Source organism: Coprococcus aceti, from assembly GCF_025567285.1.
In the GTDB taxonomy this organism is placed as follows: Bacteria; Bacillota; Clostridia; order Lachnospirales; family Lachnospiraceae; genus Coprococcus; species Coprococcus aceti.
Window position 1 is genome coordinate 74,269 of the sequence record NZ_JAOQJT010000004.1, and the last position, 21,780, is coordinate 96,048.

At 42.5% G+C, this 21,780-nt stretch carries 20 protein-coding genes, 2 tRNA genes and 1 pseudogene; 17 read left to right on the forward strand and 6 right to left on the reverse strand.

The features are described from left to right. Positions 1-41 precede the first annotated feature (41 nt). Positions 42-1,235, reverse strand: coding sequence for a DUF4317 domain-containing protein (locus OCV54_RS07265; protein ID WP_015533946.1), 1,194 nt, complete (start codon positions 1,233-1,235; stop codon positions 42-44). A 213-nt stretch (positions 1,236-1,448) separates the two neighbouring features. On the opposite strand from OCV54_RS07265, the gene OCV54_RS07270 reads away from it, so the two are divergent. The 16 genes from OCV54_RS07270 (at position 1,449) to OCV54_RS07345 (ending at position 18,594) form a co-directional block, all read left to right on the forward strand. After that, positions 1,449-2,138, forward strand: a complete 690-nt coding sequence (locus OCV54_RS07270) for a response regulator transcription factor (RefSeq protein ID WP_022215879.1) — start codon at positions 1,449-1,451, stop codon at positions 2,136-2,138. Then, a complete protein-coding gene (locus OCV54_RS07275; RefSeq protein ID WP_055223273.1) occupies positions 2,138-4,561 on the forward strand; it encodes a sensor histidine kinase in 2,424 nt (807 codons plus the stop codon). The genes OCV54_RS07270 and OCV54_RS07275 overlap by 1 nt, the downstream gene beginning before the upstream one ends. Before the next feature lie 107 nt (positions 4,562-4,668). Further along, a complete protein-coding gene (locus tag OCV54_RS07280) occupies positions 4,669-5,151 on the forward strand; it encodes a transcriptional repressor (protein ID WP_015533944.1) in 483 nt (160 codons plus the stop codon). Positions 5,152-5,172: 21 nt separating this feature from the next. Further along, positions 5,173-5,529 (forward strand): heavy-metal-associated domain-containing protein, encoded by a 357-nt coding sequence (locus tag OCV54_RS07285; protein WP_015533943.1) that lies wholly within the window; start codon positions 5,173-5,175, stop codon positions 5,527-5,529. Positions 5,530-5,628: 99 nt separating this feature from the next. Then, positions 5,629-5,700, forward strand: a tRNA-Gly gene (locus OCV54_RS07290). A 98-nt stretch (positions 5,701-5,798) separates the two neighbouring features. After that, positions 5,799-5,870, forward strand: a tRNA-Gly gene (locus tag OCV54_RS07295). A gap of 174 nt (positions 5,871-6,044) precedes the next feature. After that, complete coding sequence (locus OCV54_RS07300) at positions 6,045-8,180, forward strand: LTA synthase family protein (RefSeq protein WP_055223275.1); 2,136 nt, start codon at positions 6,045-6,047, stop codon at positions 8,178-8,180. A gap of 151 nt (positions 8,181-8,331) precedes the next feature. Next, positions 8,332-9,783, forward strand: a complete 1,452-nt coding sequence (guaB, locus tag OCV54_RS07305) for an IMP dehydrogenase (RefSeq protein ID WP_015533942.1) — start codon at positions 8,332-8,334, stop codon at positions 9,781-9,783. Positions 9,784-9,915: 132 nt separating this feature from the next. Beyond that, positions 9,916-10,956, forward strand: a complete 1,041-nt coding sequence (lepB, locus tag OCV54_RS07310; protein ID WP_015533941.1) for a signal peptidase I — start codon at positions 9,916-9,918, stop codon at positions 10,954-10,956. A gap of 38 nt (positions 10,957-10,994) precedes the next feature. Continuing rightward, the gene (locus tag OCV54_RS07315; RefSeq protein WP_015533940.1) at positions 10,995-11,846 is read left to right on the forward strand and encodes a PHP-associated domain-containing protein; all 852 of its coding nucleotides are present in this window, start codon (positions 10,995-10,997) and stop codon (positions 11,844-11,846) included. A 23-nt stretch (positions 11,847-11,869) separates the two neighbouring features. Next, positions 11,870-13,291, forward strand: a complete 1,422-nt coding sequence (locus tag OCV54_RS07320; RefSeq protein ID WP_055223277.1) for a sodium-dependent transporter — start codon at positions 11,870-11,872, stop codon at positions 13,289-13,291. A gap of 127 nt (positions 13,292-13,418) precedes the next feature. Then, positions 13,419-14,387, forward strand: coding sequence for a tRNA dihydrouridine synthase (locus OCV54_RS07325; protein WP_055146980.1), 969 nt, complete (start codon positions 13,419-13,421; stop codon positions 14,385-14,387). An 11-nt stretch (positions 14,388-14,398) separates the two neighbouring features. Next, positions 14,399-14,761 carry a YccF domain-containing protein gene (locus OCV54_RS07330; protein WP_015533938.1) on the forward strand — a complete coding sequence of 121 codons (363 nt, stop codon included), beginning with the start codon at positions 14,399-14,401 and terminating at the stop codon, positions 14,759-14,761. Positions 14,762-15,322: 561 nt separating this feature from the next. Then, positions 15,323-17,074 carry an aspartate--tRNA ligase gene (gene aspS, locus OCV54_RS07335; protein WP_022215887.1) on the forward strand — a complete coding sequence of 584 codons (1,752 nt, stop codon included), beginning with the start codon at positions 15,323-15,325 and terminating at the stop codon, positions 17,072-17,074. Positions 17,075-17,370: 296 nt separating this feature from the next. Next, positions 17,371-17,586, forward strand: coding sequence for a hypothetical protein (locus OCV54_RS07340; protein ID WP_015533935.1), 216 nt, complete (start codon positions 17,371-17,373; stop codon positions 17,584-17,586). Between the two features lie 123 nt (positions 17,587-17,709). After that, positions 17,710-18,594: a hypothetical protein gene (locus OCV54_RS07345; protein ID WP_055223279.1), complete on the forward strand. Its 885-nt coding sequence runs from the start codon at positions 17,710-17,712 to the stop codon at positions 18,592-18,594. Positions 18,595-18,737: 143 nt separating this feature from the next. Here the strand turns inward: OCV54_RS07345 and OCV54_RS07350 are convergent, their stop codons facing one another. From OCV54_RS07350 to OCV54_RS07365, 5 genes and pseudogenes are all read right to left on the reverse strand, one after another. Continuing rightward, complete coding sequence (locus OCV54_RS07350; RefSeq protein ID WP_055223281.1) at positions 18,738-19,253, reverse strand: immunoglobulin-like domain-containing protein; 516 nt, start codon at positions 19,251-19,253, stop codon at positions 18,738-18,740. Positions 19,254-19,309: 56 nt separating this feature from the next. Further along, positions 19,310-20,029: a sensor histidine kinase gene (locus OCV54_RS07355; protein ID WP_262563271.1), complete on the reverse strand. Its 720-nt coding sequence runs from the start codon at positions 20,027-20,029 to the stop codon at positions 19,310-19,312. Positions 20,030-20,080: 51 nt separating this feature from the next. Continuing rightward, positions 20,081-20,152: pseudogene (locus OCV54_RS14825) on the reverse strand (hypothetical protein); the annotation flags it as partial. Beyond that, complete coding sequence (locus tag OCV54_RS07360) at positions 20,128-20,631, reverse strand: hypothetical protein (RefSeq protein ID WP_238051380.1); 504 nt, start codon at positions 20,629-20,631, stop codon at positions 20,128-20,130. The gene OCV54_RS07360 and the pseudogene OCV54_RS14825, both read right to left, overlap by 25 nt. Continuing rightward, a complete protein-coding gene (locus OCV54_RS07365; protein ID WP_055223284.1) occupies positions 20,619-21,275 on the reverse strand; it encodes a response regulator transcription factor in 657 nt (218 codons plus the stop codon). Before OCV54_RS07365 ends, OCV54_RS07360 begins: the two co-directional genes overlap by 13 nt. Before the next feature lie 136 nt (positions 21,276-21,411). Between OCV54_RS07365 and OCV54_RS07370 the strand changes: the two genes are divergently transcribed. Further along, complete coding sequence (locus OCV54_RS07370; protein ID WP_022215893.1) at positions 21,412-21,771, forward strand: helix-turn-helix transcriptional regulator; 360 nt, start codon at positions 21,412-21,414, stop codon at positions 21,769-21,771. Positions 21,772-21,780 lie beyond the last annotated feature (9 nt).

Consider the following 21,780-nt stretch of genomic DNA (forward strand, 5'->3'; position numbering starts at 1 on the left):
GGCGGTTTTGTTGCTGCCGGTGGTCCTTTTTTGTGCCTTTGTTATTTGTTGTTGATAGGTATTCCGTTTACCTCGACCTGATCGGATATCTGGATGACGATGCATTTCCTTCCGTCGATCTCCATGGTCTCTACCAGATCAGTTCTCTCAGGATTCACCTTGATGACCACATCAGGAGTCTTTACCTCAAATGTTTTTGTGTTTGCAACATTTGTCGCGTACATGACAGTTGACTTCTCACGCGGTACAACTATGGCCGGTTCATCCTCCGGGTTCTCAGATGGCTGCTCAGGCGGTGCTGCCGCAGCGGTTACCTTCTCGTAGTGGGCGTCAAAATCTGCCATCTTCTCGTCTGATACTCCGCTCTCTGTCAGTAGGTTCTTTATAGTGTTTTTTGAGAGAGTAAGCGGTTCCGGACTGTCCTTTCTCTGTTCTATCATCTCGTTCAGATTGTCGTGGATGGTTCTTACCATATCGTAATTACAGTCATCTCCCAGAGTCTCAGCAACAATCTCCTGAAATACATCTTTCTGTTCTCCCGCAGTTATAGGAAGAGAAGTGCCAAGGATGTTACTTATGAAGCTGTCGTGAAGCTCCTCCGGCTTTTTGGTGTAGTACAGAACGTTGTGGATATCCGTGCTCCTGTCGATAAATGCCGGGAACAGGAAGCCTATGTCCGGCATGTCGACCACCCAGTCGCGGACTCTGTTGTGGAATGTGCTTTCAACGTCGAAGTAGCTGAGTCCCGCCTTGGACAGGTTGACGTGGCAAATGGAGCACATGATATAGTCATACACCTCGTCTGATGCATCGTCCATCATGATGCCGTCGGTTGTCTTGCCCGGAACATCATATGTATCGTGGATGAGCAGTATGAGGTAGTTGCCGGTGTAATCGTAGTTCTCGATGACCTTGTCATAGAACTCATTTATCAGCTCATCGTTCTCAAGCTTGCTCTTTCTGAGTTTATTCAGGAATTCCTGTGTGCCGCCTTCAAACTCCTGTGAGGTAGGAAATGGCATGGTGACAAGATTCTTGCCAATGCTTCCTGATAAAGTCTTTTTCAGTATTTCAAAATATTTGTATGTTTCTTCTTCCGGCATGGTGAGAAACTGTTCGTTGATGGTCGCCACCTTGTTGCAGTCTCCGTCCACGTAGCATCCGCGGATCTTGCTTATGGAGCATTCCTTTGGAGCAAACAGGTGTCTTATCTCAAGTACGTCTTTTTTTGTCATAAATAAAACTCCGTTTCTATATAGTGATATATTTTGCGTTATAACATCTGCAATGACAGACCGCCTCCTAAGTATACCACAAATAATGACAAGTCTTAAAGATATCTTAAACTTTATAATGGTTGTTTCTTAATGGCAGTATGGCGATAATTGAGAACAGGAGGTGATTGTGGTAAGCTAAGGATAAATACGAAAAAGGTGAGGATATGAAAAATGTACAATATATTAATATGTGACGATGAAAAAGATATAGTATCAGCTATAGAGATATATCTTAAGACAGCCGGGTATTCGGTGTATAAAGCTTACAATGGTATGGAGGCAGTTGATATGGTAAATTCTAATGACATACAGCTTGTACTCATGGACGTCATGATGCCTCAGATGGACGGTATAACAGCCATGGCAAAGATAAGAGAGAGCAGCAATGTGCCGGTTATCATGCTTACGGCAAAGAGTGAGGATACCGACAAGGTGCTGGGACTTGAGGTCGGCGCAGATGACTATGTGACAAAACCATTCAATCCGGTGGAACTTCTGGCAAGGGTAAAGTCCCAGCTCAGGCGTTACATGCAGCTGGGAGGCGGAGAGACACCAAAAGATAAGCTGGTTATCGGAGGAATAGAGCTTGACGACAAATCCAAACAGGTCACACTTGATGGAGAAGTTATGCCCCTCACCCCAACGGAGTATGACATCCTAAAACTTCTTATGCAGAATGTGGGAAAGGTATTTTCTACAAAAGAAATATACAGGGCAGTGTGGAAGGAGGATCCTATGGGAGCGGAAGGATCTGTTGCAGTACACATAAGACATCTTAGAGAAAAGATAGAGATAAATCCTTCAGACCCAAGATATATAAAGGTTATCTGGGGAAGAGGTTATAAAATGGAGGTACAATAGTGGATAAGGCGATTTATAAGATACGAGGAAATGTGTTCTTTAAACTTGGAATATATATTCTTGTGGCGGTGCTGGCATATGGAACGCTGTATACAGGCGGTCTGGTGCTGCAGGGAAGCTACCTTGGAGTGTACAGTGATGATGATCAGGGCGCGACGCCGTATGAGAGGCTTGTAAATGATTATGTGGAGGACACAAATTATGCGCTTACCGAAAAGGTGAATGCTTACATCCAGGATACAAGGTCGCAGCTGGAAAGCATTACAACATACAGTCAGCTCGTGAGCGCCGATCATAACGGAGATAAGGTTATAACCGCGGCTGATGTTTTCCGGAGATTGACCAACGCGGATACAACATCTGCGATCAAGTCGTCATACCGGTATGCGGATATAGTTGAACGAGGCGATATCGGCTATATGCTGACGGCAGCCTGCAGTGATGATGCAAATGCAAATACTGGAAAGATAAAAGTAACGACCGGAAATATAAAGCTGATAAATGACGAAGCCCGACTGGACGACAATATATATACGAACGATTATGACAGCACGATAGAAGTGCCTGTTAAAAGATATATTGTGTTTAACAATCTAGGTGATATGGAACAGGGTGAGCAGTATATCAATGCCCTGCTGGGGGAGAACGATCCATATTATGACGAATACACGTATAATGAAGAAAATGATACTGTGGAGAATGATACAGATTCTGTATTGACAGCGGATGGCAAGTCTATCACCACACAGGATATCATGTATGGCGATTATTACCCGAGTTCAGTTGAAAAACTGTATTTTGACGACACAGACGAGATTGGCAGTTCATCTGGGAATGGCTGTTGTCTTGTGCTAAGCTATGATGCATATTCATTTATAAATATCACGGGAAAGTGCTATGTGGACGTGGCGGCTGCTGTAGACAACATCAAAGCGTCAAATCCGGAAATGGTTCAATACATTGGAATATGGAGGACGAAGAGCAAGGGGATACTGGCAGGATTTGCAGTCATGTTGCTGCTGTGCATCGTCATGTCAATATTTTCAATGGTCAACGCCGGCGTAAAGACAGGGAAGGAGACGATAACTCTCGGCAGATTTGAGAGGACTCCGACTGAGCTTGTGCTGGCTATGGCAGTATGCTCTGCTGCTGCAGCAGTAGGGATCTGCGTTGAAAGCGGTATTGCATCCATATGTGTGAACCAGTATAGGAACTACACATTTGTATCAGAAAATATACAGTACATTGCGTTTCTGGTGCCGGTGGCATGTCTATATTCTGTGGCGTTGTTTTTCTTTAACAATATGGTTGCGAAGGTGAAGGCGGGAACATTTTGGGCAGACTGCCTGATAATCCGCGCACTGAAGTGGATAGCAAGAAAGACGAAAGCTTGTTTCAGGTATGTGAAAAGTCATATGTCCCTGACGCAGAAGGGCGTATGGGCTTATATAGGTATAACTATAGTAGAGATAATTTTTGTGGCAATCCTGGCAGCAGGCAGCATGAGAGGCCTTCTTTGGGTGGTGATTTATATCATTTTAAAATGGCTGTGCATAGTCGGAATAGTGGCATATCTCATACAGACACAAGAGTTATATAAGTGCGCAAAGGAGATGGCGGAGGGCAATCTGGACAGGAAAGCGGACACAAGCAAAATGTTCTGGGTATTCCGCGCACATGGTGAACACCTCAACCAGATAAGAGACGGCATGTCAAAGGCTGTTGAGGCCAGAATAAAGAGCGAGCATTTGAAGACAGAACTCATAACAAATGTATCCCACGATATAAAGACCCCGCTTACATCCATAATCAACTATGTTGATCTGCTGCAGAAGGGCGATATGGATGAGAAGACAAGACAGGAATATATAGAAGTTCTCTCAAGGCAGTCCGCGAGACTGAAAAAACTCATAGAGGATCTGGTCGAGGCATCCAAGGCATCCACCGGCAATATCCAGATAAACTGGGCAGAGATAGATGCAAATATGCTTCTGGAACAGGCAATAGGAGAGTATGGAGACAAACTGGACAAGGCAGGGCTTAAGGTCGTATTTACGGGATCGGATACACCTGCGGTGGTTATGGCAGATGGACAGCATCTGTGGAGAGTATTCGACAATCTCCTTGCAAATATAAGCAAATATGCGATGCCGGGAACGAGAGTCTACGCATCGGTTATCCGCGGAGATGGCGAGGTAAGGATGGAGTTTAAGAATATATCCAGAGATCCGCTCAATGTGTCCAGTGATGAGCTCATGGAGAGATTTGTCCGTGGAGACAGCTCCAGAAATACGGAGGGAAGCGGACTGGGATTATCTATAGCGAACAGTCTGTGTACTCTGATGAATGCCAGATTTACTATAAGCATAGACGGAGATCTGTTCAAAGCGGCCATAATATTTACAGATAATGGTACTTTATAAAATTAAATTAACATGATTTATTGAAAAAAGTTATTGACAACTAATTTGAGTTAGGGCATACTAACCTTGATGATAATATTATCAACAATCAGAAGGAGGCGTGTATGATGACTAACGAAAGATTAGAGACGGACAAGAAGAGTATAGATGATACAGGTATCCAGCGTACAGAGATGCAGAAAGAGATCGTTATCAGCAGACTCAGGGAAAGGGGATGCAGGATAACCAGACAGAGAATGATACTCCTTGACATAATACTCGGGGAAGAGTGTTCTTCCTGCAAGGAGATTTATTATAAGGCGGTCAAGCAGGACAGTCGTATAGGCTCGGCTACAGTGTACAGAATGGTGAATACACTGGAGGATATAGGAGCCATCAACCGTAAAAACATGTATAAGGTTGCCTGTGGTGCCAACTGTGGTATAGAGGATGCCTGTGTCATTGAGCTTGATGATTCATCCAGCATTGAGCTTTCGGCCAAAGAGTGGAACAGGATAATCCGTGCAGGACTTATGGCTGGCGGATATATTGAGAATCAGATGGTGACAGGTGTCAATGTAAAGCCTTGTGGCTGTGGCTCATGTTGTTAATAACGAAGGAGATGATCTACAATGGGTGGAACAATATTGGTAGTGTGCATACTGGTGCTTATAGTAGTGGGTGCAGTTATCAGTTCTGCAAAGCACTTTAAAGGAGAAGGAGGCTGCTGTGGCGGCGGTGGTTCCGTCAAGGTCAAGGGTGACAAGATAAAGGATGTTGTCGCCGTGAAGACTATTTACATAGAGGGAATGCACTGCAGCAACTGTTCAGATCGTGTACAGAATGCATTGAACAGTCTGAGCCAGGTGAACGCAAAAGTCGACCTCAAGAAGAAGCAGGCTGTCGTTAAGCTCGGAAGAGAAGTATCTGATGATGAGCTTAAGAGCTGTGTAGAGAGGTGTGGATACTCAGTAACCGGTATAGGATAAAGTCTTGAATAAAAAATTGTAAAAAATTTTCAAAAAATTGTTGGCAATTCGAATAAGATGTGGTATTATCCATATTGTTGTTGAAAACACAACAGATAAGCGCGAGTGGCTCAGCGGTGGAGCATCTCCTTGCCAAGGAGAGGGTCGCGGGTTCGATTCCCGTCTCGCGCTCTGGATAATTTCCATGTTGCTAAAATTTTAAAAAAGTTGTTGACAGTTTGCTGGCGGTGTGATATTATCCATATTGTTGTTGGTAGCACAACAGATAAGCGCGAGTGGCTCAGCGGTGGAGCATCTCCTTGCCAAGGAGAGGGTCGCGGGTTCGATTCCCGTCTCGCGCTCTTTTATATTAATTCACACTCAGGATTCAATCCTGATTTTTTTTTGCCCTCAGAAGCGATTGGTAATAAAATTTAAACATTTTTACTATTGAATAAATGACATGTAGTGATATAATCAATCACAATCGTTGAATATCAGAAAAAGTATAATTTTTACGAGGTAATGATTAAATTATGAAAGAGAGACTTAAGAATTTTCATCATTCAGCAGTTTTTATCTGTCTGGTTCTTGCAATTGTTCTGGACGTTGTTCTGGAAGCTCTTGGAAGACATTCGCTGTTTAAGGCGATATCGTATGTGTGGAATCAGCCGCTCATATTCCTGTATAACTGTTCGATCATTTTCTTTACGCTGACACTTTCGCTGCTCATGAGAAAGAGAATATTCGGATACTGCGTTATATCGTTTGCATGGCTGATACTTGGAATCACGAACTGCATAGTTCTGGGATTCAGAATAACGCCATTTTCAGCTATCGATATGCTTATGGCGAGGAATACGATAACTATCATAGACAAATATTTTAATGTATGGCAGATCGTGCTCATAGCTGCGCTTCTGTTCGTTGCGCTGGCAGCCATCATAGTTCTGTTCATAAAATCGCCGACGGTTACGGGCAATATATATAGAACGAGAACGACTGTGTTTATAGTTGCGACATTCTTCTGTGTAATGCTCTTCACCAAGATCGCGCTCAATGCACAGACTATATCAGATAATTTTGCAAACCTTGCAACGGCATACAACAATTATGGATTTGTATACTGTTTCTCAAACAGTGTGGTCGATGTAGGTATAGGACAGCCGAGTGATTACAGCGAGGATAAGATGCTTGAGATAAAGGACGATTTGGACAGTGTTGGCACAACGGATTCAAAGCTTGGCAAGGACAAGCCAAACGTTATATTTGTACAGCTTGAGTCATTCATGGATCCGTCATATGTAAAATGCCTCACGTTCAATGAGAATCCTATTCCGAATTTCACAAAGCTGAAGGAGGAATGTACATCAGGATTCCTGACGATGCCGGCGATCGGTGCAGGTACAGCCAACTCGGAATTTGAGGTGCTCACGGGATTTAACGTGGCATATTTCGGTGCAGGTGAGTATCCATATAAGACCATACTTGGCAAGCAGACCATAGAGAGCATGGCGACACAGCTGAAGCTTGATGGTTATTCAACACATGCCATGCACAATCATGATGGTACATTCTATGACAGATACAAGGTGTATAAAAACATGGGATTTGATACATTTACCCCGATGGAGTATATGTACAATCTGGAGCATACTCAGAAGAACTGGGAGAAGGACAATGTCCTTACTGGTGAGATCATGAAGACTCTGTACTCCACCAATGGACGGGATTTCATATTCACCGTCAGCGTACAGGGACATGGAAGATACCCATCAGAGCTTGACGAGGAGAATTACAGTTACCCTATAAAGGTTGCCGGAACAGGCGATGAGAGCCTTGATACACAGTGGACATATTACTGTAACCAGCTCCACGAGATGGACGATTTCATTGGCAAGCTTATAGACAGACTTAAGGCGTACGATGAGCCGGTCGTTCTCGTTATGTATGGAGACCATCTTCCTGGATTTGAGATCACAGAGGACGATATAACCAACGGAGACCTTTACCAGACAGAGTATTTTGTCTGGAGCAATATGAAGAACTTCCCGGTTGAGGATGAGGATATAGAGGCATATCAGCTCAGCACAAAGGTGTTTGATATGCTGGGATTTGAGAAGAGCTATGTGCAGAAGTTCCAGTCAAAGTACAAGCCGGGCTATACAAACTATGATGATGATCTCGAGAACATTGAGTATGATATGCTTTATGGACAGAGATACATGTATCCTGATGGATGGCCATATGAGCCGACGAATATGAAATACGGCATAAGCAAGATCAGAATCTCGGAGATCACAAAGGGCGTGTATGTGCCACCGGTTGATGAAGAAGCGGATTTCACGGCAAATGATGGTTCCGGGGACGGTGAGAGTGCTGAGGAGCCACAGCCTATGAATGGATATTATATCCACGGAAGCAACTTCAATGAATGTACATTTGTGTGGATAGATGATGCCTTTTTGAAGGAGACTATCTATATAGACAGAGATACGCTGTTTCTTCCATATGAGGACTCGTTTGAGGCGGGCAAGGAGATATCCGTGGCGCAGGTCGGAGACGACAGTATAGATTTCGGAGTGGAAGACACTTATGTATATAAGGGAGATCCTGAAGATCCGGAGGACACAGAGACAAATGTGACCACGGAGACGGAAGAACTGCCTTGACAAGAACTATATAATTTGTTAGCATGTTTAAAAAGTTACATCACCCAACGCGATAAGTGTTGGGTGATGTGTTTTCTCTATTAAGGCTAATTGACGTACATAATGAGCACAATGCTCTTATTAAATATTTTACAGAAAGAGAGAGAAGAAAATGGGTAAGATTATTGGCGAAGGAATTACATTTGATGACGTTTTATTGGTACCTGCTTATTCTGAGGTATTACCAAATGACGTTGACCTTACAACAAAGCTGACACAGAAGATTAAGTTGAACATTCCTCTTATGAGTGCCGGTATGGACACAGTTACAGAGCACAGAATGGCTATTGCCATGGCTCGTCAGGGTGGTATCGGAGTTATCCACAAGAACATGTCCATAGAGAAGCAGGCAGAGGAAGTTGACAAGGTAAAGCGTTCAGAGAACGGTGTAATATCAGATCCATTTTACTTATCTCCAGAGCATACACTGGCAGATGCTGACGAGCTTATGAGCAAGTTCAGAATCTCAGGTGTACCTATCACAGAGGATGGCAAGCTTGTTGGAATCATAACCAACCGTGACCTGAAGTTTGAGAAGGACTACACCAAGAAGATCAAGGAGTCAATGACATCTGAGGGTCTTGTTACAGCAAAGGAAGGAATCACACTTGACGAGGCTAGAGAGATCCTTGGAAAGGCTCGTAAGGAGAAGCTTCCTATCGTTGATGACGATTTCCATCTGAAGGGACTCATCACGATCAAGGATATTGAGAAGCAGATCAAGTACCCATATTCAGCACATGACGCACAGGGCAGACTTCTCTGTGCAGCAGCAGTAGGATGTACAGCCAACATCCTCGACAGAGTTGCAGAGCTCGTATCAGCAAAGGTTGATGCGATAGTTATAGATACAGCACATGGACATTCAGCCAACGTTCTGAGAACCTTCAAGATGGTTAAGGAGAAGTATCCTGACCTTCAGGTTATTGCCGGTAACGTTGCAACAAGATCAGGCGCACAGGCTATGATCGACATGGGTGTAGATGCAGTCAAGATCGGTATCGGACCTGGTTCTATCTGTACAACAAGAGTTGTTGCAGGTATCGGTGTACCACAGATCACAGCTATCATGCAGGCATATGATGCAGCTATGAATGCCGGAATCCCTGTTATCGCAGATGGCGGTATCAAGTATTCAGGAGATATCACAAAGGCTCTGGCAGCAGGTGCCAACGTATGTATGATGGGAAGTCTGTTCGCAGGTACAGATGAGGCTCCTGGTGATTTCGAGCTTTATCAGGGACGTAAGTACAAGGTATACAGAGGTATGGGATCTATAGCAGCCATGGAGAATGGTTCTAAGGACAGATACTTCCAGGAGAACGCAAGAAAGCTTGTCCCAGAGGGCGTTGAGGGCCGTGTGGCATACAAGGGATCACTTGAGGATACAGTATTCCAGCTCATCGGTGGACTTCGTTCAGGTATGGGTTACTGCGGAGCAAAGAACATTGCAGAGCTTCATGAGAAGGCAGAGTTCGTCAAGATTTCAGCAGCTTCACTCAAGGAGAGCCATCCACATGATATCCATATCACAAAGGAAGCTCCTAACTACAGTGTAGAGTAATAGAAATTTGCATAGATGATTTCAGATAAGAGGATGCATATCTGTCAGATATGCATCCTTTTTTCTTGACACCGTTCTGTTATGTGAGATAATGGAGAATAGGTGTCTTAGAAAAGAGGTGTTTGGATATTTATGAAGGTAAACAATCCAGGTAAAAAAGATCTTGACCAGCTTGTGATGCTTGAGCAGGAGACATTTCCTGAGGCTGAGGCAGCAAGCCGGGAGTCTATAGAGCGAAGACTGAAGGCACACAGAGAAACCTTCTGGGTGCTCAAGAAGGACGGACGAATAATAGCAGGTATAAATGGCATTACTACTAATGAGAAGGATTTGAGCGATGCCATGTATACGGGCGAGGACTTCTACGACAAGAAGGGTCGCTGGCTTATGATATTCGGCGTGTCAACTCTGCCGGACTATCAGCACAATGGATATGCGGCGAAGATAATGCATGAGGTTCTTCAGGAGACGGTCAAATGTAAACTCGACGGAGTCGTCCTCACATGTAAAGAGAACATGATCCCATTCTACGAACAATTTGGTTTTGTGGATGAGGGCGTGAGTGAATCTGAGCATGGCGGTGTCGTCTGGCATCAGATGAGGATAAGGCGCAGAGATATAAAACGTGATTATAAGCAGGATGTGATTGATTGTATAGTGATAGTAGTTGTGGCCGCCGTACTGGCATTTCTGCTGGGACGATTTGTGATATTAAACTGTAATGTACCTACTGGTTCCATGCTTGAGACAATACAGCTTGGAGACAATATAATAGGAAGCAGGCTTACATATAAGTTCTCTGATCCTGAGCGTGGCGATATAGCCATATTCAAGTGGCCGGACGATGAGTCCCAGGTATATATCAAGAGAATCATAGGACTGCCGGGTGAGACCGTGGAGATCATAGATGGTAAGGTATATATAAATGGAAGTGATACTCCGCTCAAGGAGGATTATCTGAGTGATGAGGCAAGGACTGACGTAAGATCGTTTGGACCGTATCAGGTTCCTGAGGACTGTTACTTTATGCTGGGAGACAACAGACCAAACTCAGCGGATGCCAGACTTTGGGAGAATACCTATGTGAAGCGTGACAAAATACTTGCCAAAGCAGAATTTGTGTATTTCCCATTTTCACAGATAACATGGCTTGGAAACGGAGCAGAGTATTAGATTGTATGTCATGATGGATAATCAGAGGAGATGGTCACATGAACAGAGTAAGATTTGACATGCATTGTCATACGGCTGAGGGATCACCCGATGCCAAAGTAAAGATTCTTGATTATATTGATCTGTTAAAGCAGCGTGGTTTTCACGGAATGCTGGTCACAGACCATGATTCATATTCCGGATACAAAGCCTACTTAAGGCAGAAAGATAAGGTGAAGGATTTCTCTGTGCTCAGAGGTATCGAGTATGATACGTTTGACTATGGACATTTCCTCATCGTACTGCCATCAGATACACCTGAGGAGGTGTACGACCTGTTTGAACATAGGGGCATGGCGCTTATCAGGGTGATATGGCTTGTGCACGAGTGCGGCGGTATACTTGGCCCAGCTCATCCATTTGGCGAGAAGTTCATGAGCTTTGGCAGCACGAGAAGGCTTGGCATGATAGAGCACAGACTATATGCACAGCATTTTGACTTCATAGAGGGATATAATTGCTGTGAATCAGCCAAGAGGAATAAGATGGCCAGAAGGCTTGCGTCATACTATGATATACCTGTTTTTGGTGGAAGCGATGCCCATAAGGAGAACTGTGTCGGACTTGCAGGTACATATCTTCCGGATTATATACATTCGGAGGATGATCTGATAAATTATATAAATGACGGCAATCATCCCGAGGTTGGCGGAAAGAGATACCCGAAGACCTTGAAGGACAAGATAGGACCTGCCGGTAAATTCCTGACGTATGGATTTTATTTATACAATATATATGGCGCATTCCGAAATTATCCTGCGAGATGTCGCGCATACTTTGCGGCATCGGCAAAACTGAAGGCAAAAATGAAAAGTAACTGTCCAGACAGGGGACTGGATAGCAAAAAATAAAAGCAAAAACAGAAAGGGCGATTATGAATAAGAAGGAAAGAAGTAATTTTACGGGGACGCTGGGCTTTGTTATGGCAGCAGCGGGAAGTGCGGTAGGACTTGGAAATATATGGAGGTTCCCATATCTTGCGGCAAAGGACAACGGAGGCGTGTTTATACTTGTGTATATAATACTTGCACTTACATTTGGATTCACACTGCTCACAACAGATATTGCAATAGGAAGAAAGACTCGGCAGGGACCGCTCACAGCTTATGGTCTTATACATAAGAAGTGGAAATGGCTTGGCGGTCTGGCATGGATCGTACCGGTCATAATCCTTCCATATTACTGTACTATCGGAGGATGGGTCCTGAAGTATATGACAGCATATTTTACAGGTCAGACAGAGGCTGCCACTGGTGACGGTTATTTCACCGGTTTTATAACAGCCCAGACTGCGCCTATAGTATTTGCACTTATATTCCTTACGGCCACAGGCGTTGTCGTATTCTGTGGTGTTGAAAAGGGAATAGAGAAGTTTAGCAAGGTGCTCATGCCGATATTGGTACTTCTTATAATTGGAATTTCAATCTATTCACTGACGATCAAGCATACCGGTGATGATGGTACGATCAGAACAGGAATTGATGGACTGAAGGTATATTTGATTCCTGATTTTAAGGGAATGACATTCAGGGATATATTCATGGTTGTAATGGATGCCATGGGACAGCTCTTCTTCTCGATAAGTGTCGCTATGGGTATCATGGTTGCGTATGGCTCATATGTTAAGAAGGATGTTAATCTTATGAAGTCGATCAATCAGATAGAGATATTTGACACGGCAGTGGCTTTCCTTGCAGGTCTGATGATAGTCCCTGCGGTGTATGTGTTCTCTGGAACGGAAGGCATGTCAGCGGGCCCTGGACTTATGTTCATATCTCTGCCAAAGGTATTCAATGCCATGGGTAAGGTCGGAACAGTCATCGGAGCCCTGTTCTTCATCATGGTTACATTTGCGGCGATCACATCCTCAGTATCGGTCATGGAAGCGATAGTGTCAGGACTTATGGATAAGTTCCATCTCACGAGAAAGAAGAGTGCGGTCATAACAACTGTATATGCGGTTGTCGGAATGTTGGTCGTATGTTTCGGTTACAACATATGGTACTTTGAGCTCAAGCTTCCAAATGGAGCTACAGCCCAGATCCTCGATGTGATGGATTACCTGAGTAACAACATCTTCATGCCGCTTATGGCTATCCTGTCATGTATACTTATCGGCTGGGTAGTGAAGCCTAAGACGGTTATAGACGAGGTTACAAGAAATGGCGAGAAGTTTGGAAGAAAGAAGCTCTATATTGTCATGGTAAAGTTTGTGGCACCAATACTGCTTGCATTGCTGCTTCTCCAGTCGTTTGGAATTGACTTTGTACAGTTTGTTACCAATCTGTTCAAATAGAACAATATAGTTTATAATGTAGAGGCATTTGTCATGTGGGTGATGGATGTCTCTATATTTTTTGCGTATGGGATGTCGTTTGCAGGATATTTATACCGGGTTTACGGATTTAATGGGAGAATGATGGATGAACAACAGGGATGATTTGATATATCTTGCCCCGATGGAGGGGATAACAGGATACATATACAGAAATGCACATCACAAATATTTCGGCGGCGTTGACAAATACTTTATGCCGTTCATTGCCCCGGCGAAAGGACGTCCTCTCAGAAACAGGGAACTAAGGGATGTGCTGCCGGAAAACAATCAGGGGATAAATGTGGTGCCGCAGCTTCTGACCAACAGCGGCGAGGGATTTGTGAAGGCCGCAAAGTTCCTGAAGGAGCTTGGATATAACGAGGTGAATATCAATCTCGGCTGTCCGTCAAAAACTGTTGTCACGAAGTATAAAGGCTCGGGTTTGATATACGATACGGAGAGGCTTGACAACTTCTTATATGAAGTATTTGCCGCCGACGTGATGGATGTGTCTATAAAGACCAGAATAGGAAGAGACAGTTCTGTGGAGTTTGAGGATATCATAGAAATATATAAGAAGTATCCGATAAGTGAGCTGATCATACATCCGAGAATACAGACGGATTTCTACAAGAATACGCCAAACATGGAAGTGTTTGCCGAAGGTGTGGCTTCATATGGAAGACCAGACACAGTGTGCTACAACGGAGATATAAACAGTGTGGCGGATTATGACAGGTTCACGGGCGATTTTCCTGATATAAGTAAGGTTATGATAGGCAGGGGGATAATAGCTGATCCTTGTCTGGCGGAGCGGATAAAAGAAGAGTGTGGCGACAGTACATATGACTGGAACAGATTCTTCATATTCCACGATGAACTTTACAGGAATTACTGTGAGTCGGATGTGGGCAGGGGCAACACGATGTTCAAGATGAAGGAGCTGTGGGCTTACTGGTCGAGACTGTTTTATGATGTGGAGGGAGCTGAGAGGGCTCTTAAGAAGATCCGGAAGACTAGAGATAATGGTGAGTATGAGGCGGCAGTCAGGATGCTGGCTGCACTGTGCAGATAGGAGATGATATCATGGGATGTCTTGGAAATTGTATATGGTTTTTATGTGGCGGAATATTGAGCGGACTTTCGTGGGTGGCAAGCGGGGTGCTGTGCTGTATAACGATAATAGGGATTCCGATTGGGATGCAGTGCTTTAAGTTTGCAGGACTTGCATTCTTTCCATTTGGAAAAGAGATAGTGTATGGAGGCGGGGCTGGCTCGCTGATCGCGAATATCATATGGCTGCTCTGCTGCGGAATACCTATGGCGGTAGAGAATGCCTGCCTGGGGCTGCTGCTTTGCATAACGATAGTCGGAATTCCATTTGGGCTTCAGTTCTTTAAGATCGCCAAACTGTCGCTCATGCCGTTTGGTGCAGAGATTGTGGGATGATGGTGGAAATATACATAAATATAGTTGACAGAACTTGAATCACTAGAATATAATAATGTGGCGTCAGATATGTGCTGACGCCATATATAAGGCAATGACGAAGAGAAGTAGCATAGATTATCGCCCACAGAGAGCCGGTGGTGGTGGGAGTCCGGCGGAGTGAATATATGTGAATAACACTTTACCAGCCGCAAGCTGAAAGATATAGCCCATAGCGGGATACGTGTTTTATGTCGAGTAGGGGAGCCGTAGCTGCACGATACGCAGAGAGGTCATGAGCAAGGTGACTGAGAGGGACTGGGACGCGATGCTTTGAATATACGAAGATCGTGTAACGGTAAATCAGGTGGTACCGCGGACATTAAAGCAGACAAGTAACCGACAGGTAGTTTGAGAGAGCTTATGTTCGTCCTGAATATTTGCATATGTATATGTGCATCTGATTCAGGATGAACATAAGCTTTTTCTATTTGCAAGAGAAATAACAGCCAGTGCGTAATCCTGAAAAAGCCAAAGTGGACATAAAGCCACAGGCAAATAGTAAAGAAAAGGAGAGAACAGATGACAATCGAGAACATTTATCGTAACAGAACAATGAACGAGATCACTGAGGGCGATGTGGGACAGACACTTAAGGTTGCCGGATGGGTAGAGAATATCCGTGACCATGGTGGAGTATCATTTATCGATCTGCGTGATATGTATGGCGTGCTCCAGGTAGTAATGAGAGACACATCACTTCTTGACGGAATAACAAAGGAGGACTGTGTATCGATCGAGGGTATCATTGAACACAGAGATGAGGAGACATACAACCCTAAGATCCCTACAGGTACTATCGAGCTTGAGGCGAAGACTGTAGAGATACTCGGTAAGGTATACAAGCAGATTCCATTTGAGATCCAGACATCCAAGGAGACACGTGAGGATGTGAGACTCAAGTACAGATATCTTGACCTCAGAAACAAGAAGGTTAAGGACAACATGATCTTCAGAAGCCAGGTCATCAGCTACCTTCGTCAGAAGATGACTGAGATGGGGTTCCTTGAGATCCAGACACCTATCCTCTGCGCATCATCACCTGAGGGCGCAAGAGATTACATCGTGCCATCAAGAAAGTTCAAGGGCAAGTTCTATGCACTTCCACAGGCACCACAGCAGTACAAGCAGCTCCTCATGGTATCAGGATTTGACAAATACTTCCAGATAGCTCCTTGTTTCAGAGATGAGGATGCGAGAGCAGACCGTTCACCAGGAGAGTTCTACCAGCTCGACTTTGAGATGAGTTTTGCAACACAGGAGGACGTATTCAAGATTGGAGAGGAAGTTCTCTCAGCAACATTTGAGAAGTTTGCACCTGAGGGCGCAGTTGTTACACAGGCTCCATATCCGATCATCAGCTACAAGCAGGCTATGCTTGAGTTCGGTACGGATAAGCCTGACCTCAGAAACCCACTTAGAATAATAGATCTTACAGATTTCTTCCAGAGATGTACATTCAAGCCATTCCACGGCAAGACGGTACGTGCCATCAATGTACACAAGAAGCTTTCAAAGGGACAGCATGAGAAGATGCTCAAGTTTGCACAGAGCATCGGCATGGGCGGCCTTGGATATCTGGAGATACTTGAGGATATGTCATACAAGGGACCTATCGACAAGTTCATTCCTGATGATATGAAGGGTGAGATCGCAGAGCTTGCAGGCCTTCAGCCTGGAGATACTATTTTCTTCATCGCAGACGTGGAGGAGCTTGCAGCGTCATTTGCAGGACAGATCAGAGTTGAGCTTGGTAATAGACTTGATCTCAACGAGAAGAACGCATTCCGTTTCTGCTATATAAATGACTTCCCAATGTACGAGTACGACAAGGAGAGCAAGAAGATCATCTTCACTCACAATCCGTTCTCAATGCCACAGGGCGGACTTGAGGCGTTAAATGAGAAGGATCCACTTGATATCCTGGCTTACCAGTACGATATCGTCTGCAACGGTATCGAGCTTTCATCAGGTGCCGTAAGAAACCACGACATGAAGATCATGGTTAAGGCATTTGAGATCGCAGGATACACAGAGGATGATCTGAAGGAGAAGTTCGGAGCACTCTACAATGCATTCCAGTTCGGAGCACCACCTCATGCAGGTATGGCTCCTGGTGTGGACAGAATGATCATGCTTCTCAGAAACGAGGATAATATCAGAGAGATCATCCCATTCCCAATGAATGGAAATGCACAGGATCTTATGTGTGGAGCACCTGGAGAGGTTACAGAGCAGCAGCTCCGTGAGGTTCACATTAAGGTCAGACAGTAAAAAGGCCGGACGGCACTTGTAGTTCGAGATATGGATATGAAAACATATATACAAACACATTCAGTTACCTTCACTTCAGCTTGCTTACATTTGCATGCTGCGAAAACCGCGATAAGAGCGGTGCGGTCTTCGCAGCAGCAGTAAGCGCTGAAGATCAGTCACTTTCATTATCGTTTGTATATATGTTTCATATCTTATGTATCAAGAACTACAAGTGCCTGTTTTTTTGACATGTACTTGTGTATAAAAACGGTTTTAATTGTTTTTATGAGAATTGTAAGAGGAGGCTTTTGACGATGGCAGGTTTTCTTATAAAGGACACAACTAGGGAAGAACGAGAGCAGATAGTTGCCGATTCTCTGGGAAATATAGATGCTTACTGCGATGGATGCATGTGCGGTATCACAGAGATGTACCAGGATTATATTGATGGGAAGAAGGAGCTCCGTGAGATCAATATGGAGTTCAATGCGAGATATGTCCGGGATGAGGATATGGATGGACGGAAGTGAGCATATGGTGACAACTTTAATAATATGTATGTTGCAGAGCTGGGAAAGCCATGTTAATATGGACATACAGTTAGCTGGTTTACAATAACATCCATAAATAAGTATTAAAAAGGGGAAAATTGTATGGGGATACGAAAAGAAATATTTATATGTGCTGCGGCGCTTTCGATTATGGCATGTACTGCCTGCGGTAGTTCTGAGGGAAATGTTTCAGGAACAAATGGCGTGGAGACCTCGACCGGTGTGGAAAGCGGAATGATAGAGCAGCCACAGGTTATGTATGATGGGTATATCTATTATTACAATGCAACCGGAAGAGATGAGAAATTGCCGGAAGGATACGAGATCGCGGGAACGATAAAAAAGGTCGACAGCAAAGACTATCCTGCAGAGAATTTTGCGGCAGCAGGCGTGGATCTTGAAGCTGGACAGGACATATATATCAGCACAACTGAGAAGAATGTCATTTATCTGAAATATGACAGCGGATATGCGAGGTTTGAGAGAAGTCCTGAGGATGCTGCAGCGGAAGAACAGGATGAGACGGAGGTTGCAGAGAAAGAGAATGAGATAGAGGGGAATAGTGAAATGACAGATAATATGGATGATGCTATGGCAGAAAATTGTGGAGAATATGGATTTGGAGAAGACGGAGAATTCGACTTTGACAGTATATTTGGGATAGATCAGCTTGACCTGAACTACGAGGCACATGTTGCAGGATTTGACGGAGAGAGCTTTTTGTATAGTGTGCATATTGATGGCGGTATCACAGATGAGAAGGTAGATGAGATCCAGCAGGTGATGGCGGATTATTCTTCGCAAAATGGTGATGAAGAAAACTATATGGGGTATATTGATATATATAAGGGCGAAGACCAGATAATGATATACCTTGATCTTGGCGGCGTATCAGAAGAAAATAGCAACATGGCGGTAACGGGTATACTGAACGCACTTAACAGTGTCTCAGGTATAAAGAGTGTTATCATAAACGAAGAGATGTAGAAAAAAGAAAACATGTGTGAAAAGTCCATGATGTTTATTCTGAAATCACAAAGTAATTTTTGGCTATCTTTTCAAAAGTTCTGAGTCGAACTTTCTACTTCATAAGCGTTTTTTTTATTTCATGCTTATGAAGTAGAGAATTTTTACCTTATCGTAAATTCGCAAGATAAATTATATGTATCGTAATCCCAATCTCTTTCACTTTCAAAGAACGCAAATTGTTTAATAAAACGATAGTGTCCAGCAGGCAATTCTCCATAAAAACTTTTAACATCAATTTCTAATGTTAATCGTTCGTTAGGCTTAATAAAACAATCCTTTTCATTGCTCTTTGAGGGGTCATCAAGCTGTTTAAGTTGATACCAAGTGCCGGATTGTTCAGCTTCTATTTCAAAATAATTTGGTGAATATCGGTATTCTTTATCAGAAGTATTTTCTATTAGAAATGAAAGGTGCTTCAAATCTAAATCCTTTTCTGTACTCATTGAAATCTTCAAATCACCCAAAGTGTCAAGTGCTTCTTCACTTCCATAAGGAGAAACCTCATATTCTTCGGAATAATCTTGTACTACATGGTTATCACTGTCCTTTGCTTGACTGCACCCAACAATACACACCAATAACGATAAGTTTAGAAACATACATATTATTTTTTTCATTTGTCCTTATCTCCTTTCTTTTAAATTTATAATAGCAATAAAATGTCTATTTTCAATCAACTTTCATTGCAATTTATTTTTACTGTAACACATGCTCCCCCTGCTTCATTATTAGCAATTTGGATATTTCCGCCATGTCTTTCACTTAAAATCTTACTAATATTCAGCCCTAATCCAAAATGTTCAGTAGATATATCTTTCGATGATTTATAAAATGGTAATGTCGCTTTTTCAATATCAATATTTTTAAACCCGCAACCATCATCTGAAACAGATATAACTAAATTATTATTCTCTATTACTGCGCTAATAGCAATATCACTTTTTGCGTATCTAATACTATTAGAGAGTAAATTTTCATAAATCTGCATGACTGTATTTAAATTGATAAACAAGGTTATATTATCACCGCTTGTAGTAATTGAAAAATGTTTGTCATAACAAAGTGCTTCTGCTGTGTTATTAAAATTATCAATAAGTGCATGAAATGTAATCTGTTGCCGTGGAATATCAATATCCTCTAACCTATATAAGTTCGTCATAGCATTTACATATTTTTCAAGACGTGAAACATTTTTTGACATTACTGATATTTCATCTAATATTTCTTCTTGTGATACTAAGCCTTTGGGAATAAAGGAAAGCAGCATAGTAGCATGACCCTTTAGTAAAGTCAAAGGAGTGCGTAAGTCATGTGAAAAAGCAGCGTTTAGACGGCGCTGTTCAGCAAATTGTCGAAACATAGTTTCATTATTTTTCGCCAAACAGTCTTTCATTTTTTCAAAGGCATGACAGAGTTTTCCCATTTCATCATTTAATGGATATGATAACGTAAAATCTAAGTCATTTGCTTCAATTTTATGATACGCATTAGTTAATAGCTTAATAGGTTTCGATATTTTTTTTTATAAAAAAATGTTACACAACATATCATATTAATAGATAATACGATAGGAATAATTGCAACATTTAATGAACCTAAAACACTGTCAATAAGCCTATCCCGGTTTGCAAAATTAGGTGAAACTTCGATATATGAAACATGGTTCGGATAGACATATTCGTGTACTGGGCGTTCTTTTTGATAATCAACATTGAACTTGCATATCTCGTTTCCTTTCGTATCAAATATTGTGTATTTTGTTTGGTCATTACTATAAGCGGCGGTAAATGAACCATTTTCCGGTATATCATACCTTGTTGACATATTTTCATACTTATAGTTCAAATTTATTCTGTATTTGTCAACCATTGAAATTAAAAGTATACAAATAATTATTCCAATCAACAATGAAAACAAAGCATAAAGAACAAAGGACATCCTAATACTCATGCTATTTAACCGATTGAACCATCTGCTTCTCTTTAATTTTTCCATTTATATCCGCACCCCCAAACAGTTTCAATGTAAGGTCTATCGCCTAAAGATAAAAATTTTGCCCTAATACGTCTGATATGTTCTGTAACAACTGTATTATCACCAATGCCGTCTAATCCCCAAACTTTTTCATAAATAGTTTCCCGGTCAAAAACAATTCCTTTGTTTTGTGAAAGGAAAGATATTATATCAAATTCCTTTTTGGTAAAAGCCATATCCTTATTATGATAAAACACAATACGTGAGGAATAATCTATAACCATATCTTCATCAAATTGCACCTTTGAAGATGTATTGTGTCTTTTTTCTCTGCGAAGATGTGCTGCAATGCGAGCTTCTAATTCATCAACAGAAAATGGTTTTATTACATAGTCGTCTGCGCCAATAGAAAATCCTTTTATTTTATCACTATCTTCAATGCGTGCTGTTAAAAAAATTATAGGGCATGAAACATAATCCCGTATTCTTTCACAAACAGTAAATCCATCAATATCTGGCATATTAACGTCTAACAAAATAATGTCAGGTTTTTTTTCTACTTCTTTTAATGCAGCATTTCCTGCTGTTGCAGTATATACCGTATATCCAAGTTTGCTGAAATAGCAATACAGCATTGATACAATTTCTTTAATTTTCGATGTCATTAGATATTATATATGGCAATATGAGTTTTAGCAACCTTACTCTGCATGTTTTATGCTCTATTACCATCAATACTATGATATGTGTAATCATATCTCAAAGAAAAGAGGAACAGTAAAATGTAATAGGGTGAAAAATATGAAGCAGGATAAAGTGAAGTATGATTTTAAGGCTTTCGGGCAAGCCATTAAAGCAGCAAGAAAAGCAAAGGGAATATCACGCAATCAGTTAGCCGACACACTGAATATTGCGCCCCGGTATATCGCGTCCATTGAAAACAGCGGGCAGCACCCAAGTTTACAGATTTTATATGAGCTTGTAACCCTGCTTGACGTATCAGTAGACCAGTTCTTTTTCCCGGAACGGGAACAAGAGAAGTCCACACGCCGCCGTCAGCTCGATACCATGCTTGACACAATGAGCGAAACAGACTTAAAAATCATGTCTGCTACTGCAAAAGGCATAGAGGAAGCCAACAATGACAGGACGGGGGAATAAAGTTCCCTC

Excerpts from the sequence above, each read along its gene's own strand:
- OCV54_RS07265 (WP_015533946.1), bottom strand. The coding sequence starts at position 1,235 with ATGACAAAAAAAGACGTACTTGAGATAAGACACCTGTTTGCTCCAAAG.
- OCV54_RS07270 (WP_022215879.1), top strand. The coding sequence starts at position 1,449 with ATGTACAATATATTAATATGTGACGATGAAAAAGATATAGTATCAGCT.
- OCV54_RS07280 (WP_015533944.1), top strand. The coding sequence starts at position 4,669 with ATGACTAACGAAAGATTAGAGACGGACAAGAAGAGTATAGATGATACA.
- OCV54_RS07285 (WP_015533943.1), top strand. The coding sequence starts at position 5,173 with ATGGGTGGAACAATATTGGTAGTGTGCATACTGGTGCTTATAGTAGTG.
- OCV54_RS07300 (WP_055223275.1), top strand. The coding sequence starts at position 6,045 with ATGAAAGAGAGACTTAAGAATTTTCATCATTCAGCAGTTTTTATCTGT.
- guaB (WP_015533942.1), top strand. The coding sequence starts at position 8,332 with ATGGGTAAGATTATTGGCGAAGGAATTACATTTGATGACGTTTTATTG.
- lepB (WP_015533941.1), top strand. The coding sequence starts at position 9,916 with ATGAAGGTAAACAATCCAGGTAAAAAAGATCTTGACCAGCTTGTGATG.
- OCV54_RS07315 (WP_015533940.1), top strand. The coding sequence starts at position 10,995 with ATGAACAGAGTAAGATTTGACATGCATTGTCATACGGCTGAGGGATCA.
- OCV54_RS07320 (WP_055223277.1), top strand. The coding sequence starts at position 11,870 with ATGAATAAGAAGGAAAGAAGTAATTTTACGGGGACGCTGGGCTTTGTT.
- OCV54_RS07325 (WP_055146980.1), top strand. The coding sequence starts at position 13,419 with ATGAACAACAGGGATGATTTGATATATCTTGCCCCGATGGAGGGGATA.
- OCV54_RS07330 (WP_015533938.1), top strand. The coding sequence starts at position 14,399 with ATGGGATGTCTTGGAAATTGTATATGGTTTTTATGTGGCGGAATATTG.
- aspS (WP_022215887.1), top strand. The coding sequence starts at position 15,323 with ATGACAATCGAGAACATTTATCGTAACAGAACAATGAACGAGATCACT.
- OCV54_RS07340 (WP_015533935.1), top strand. The coding sequence starts at position 17,371 with ATGGCAGGTTTTCTTATAAAGGACACAACTAGGGAAGAACGAGAGCAG.
- OCV54_RS07345 (WP_055223279.1), top strand. The coding sequence starts at position 17,710 with ATGGGGATACGAAAAGAAATATTTATATGTGCTGCGGCGCTTTCGATT.
- OCV54_RS07350 (WP_055223281.1), bottom strand. The coding sequence starts at position 19,253 with ATGAAAAAAATAATATGTATGTTTCTAAACTTATCGTTATTGGTGTGT.
- OCV54_RS07355 (WP_262563271.1), bottom strand. The coding sequence starts at position 20,029 with ATGAAAGACTGTTTGGCGAAAAATAATGAAACTATGTTTCGACAATTT.
- OCV54_RS07360 (WP_238051380.1), bottom strand. The coding sequence starts at position 20,631 with ATGGAAAAATTAAAGAGAAGCAGATGGTTCAATCGGTTAAATAGCATG.
- OCV54_RS07365 (WP_055223284.1), bottom strand. The coding sequence starts at position 21,275 with ATGACATCGAAAATTAAAGAAATTGTATCAATGCTGTATTGCTATTTC.
- OCV54_RS07370 (WP_022215893.1), top strand. The coding sequence starts at position 21,412 with ATGAAGCAGGATAAAGTGAAGTATGATTTTAAGGCTTTCGGGCAAGCC.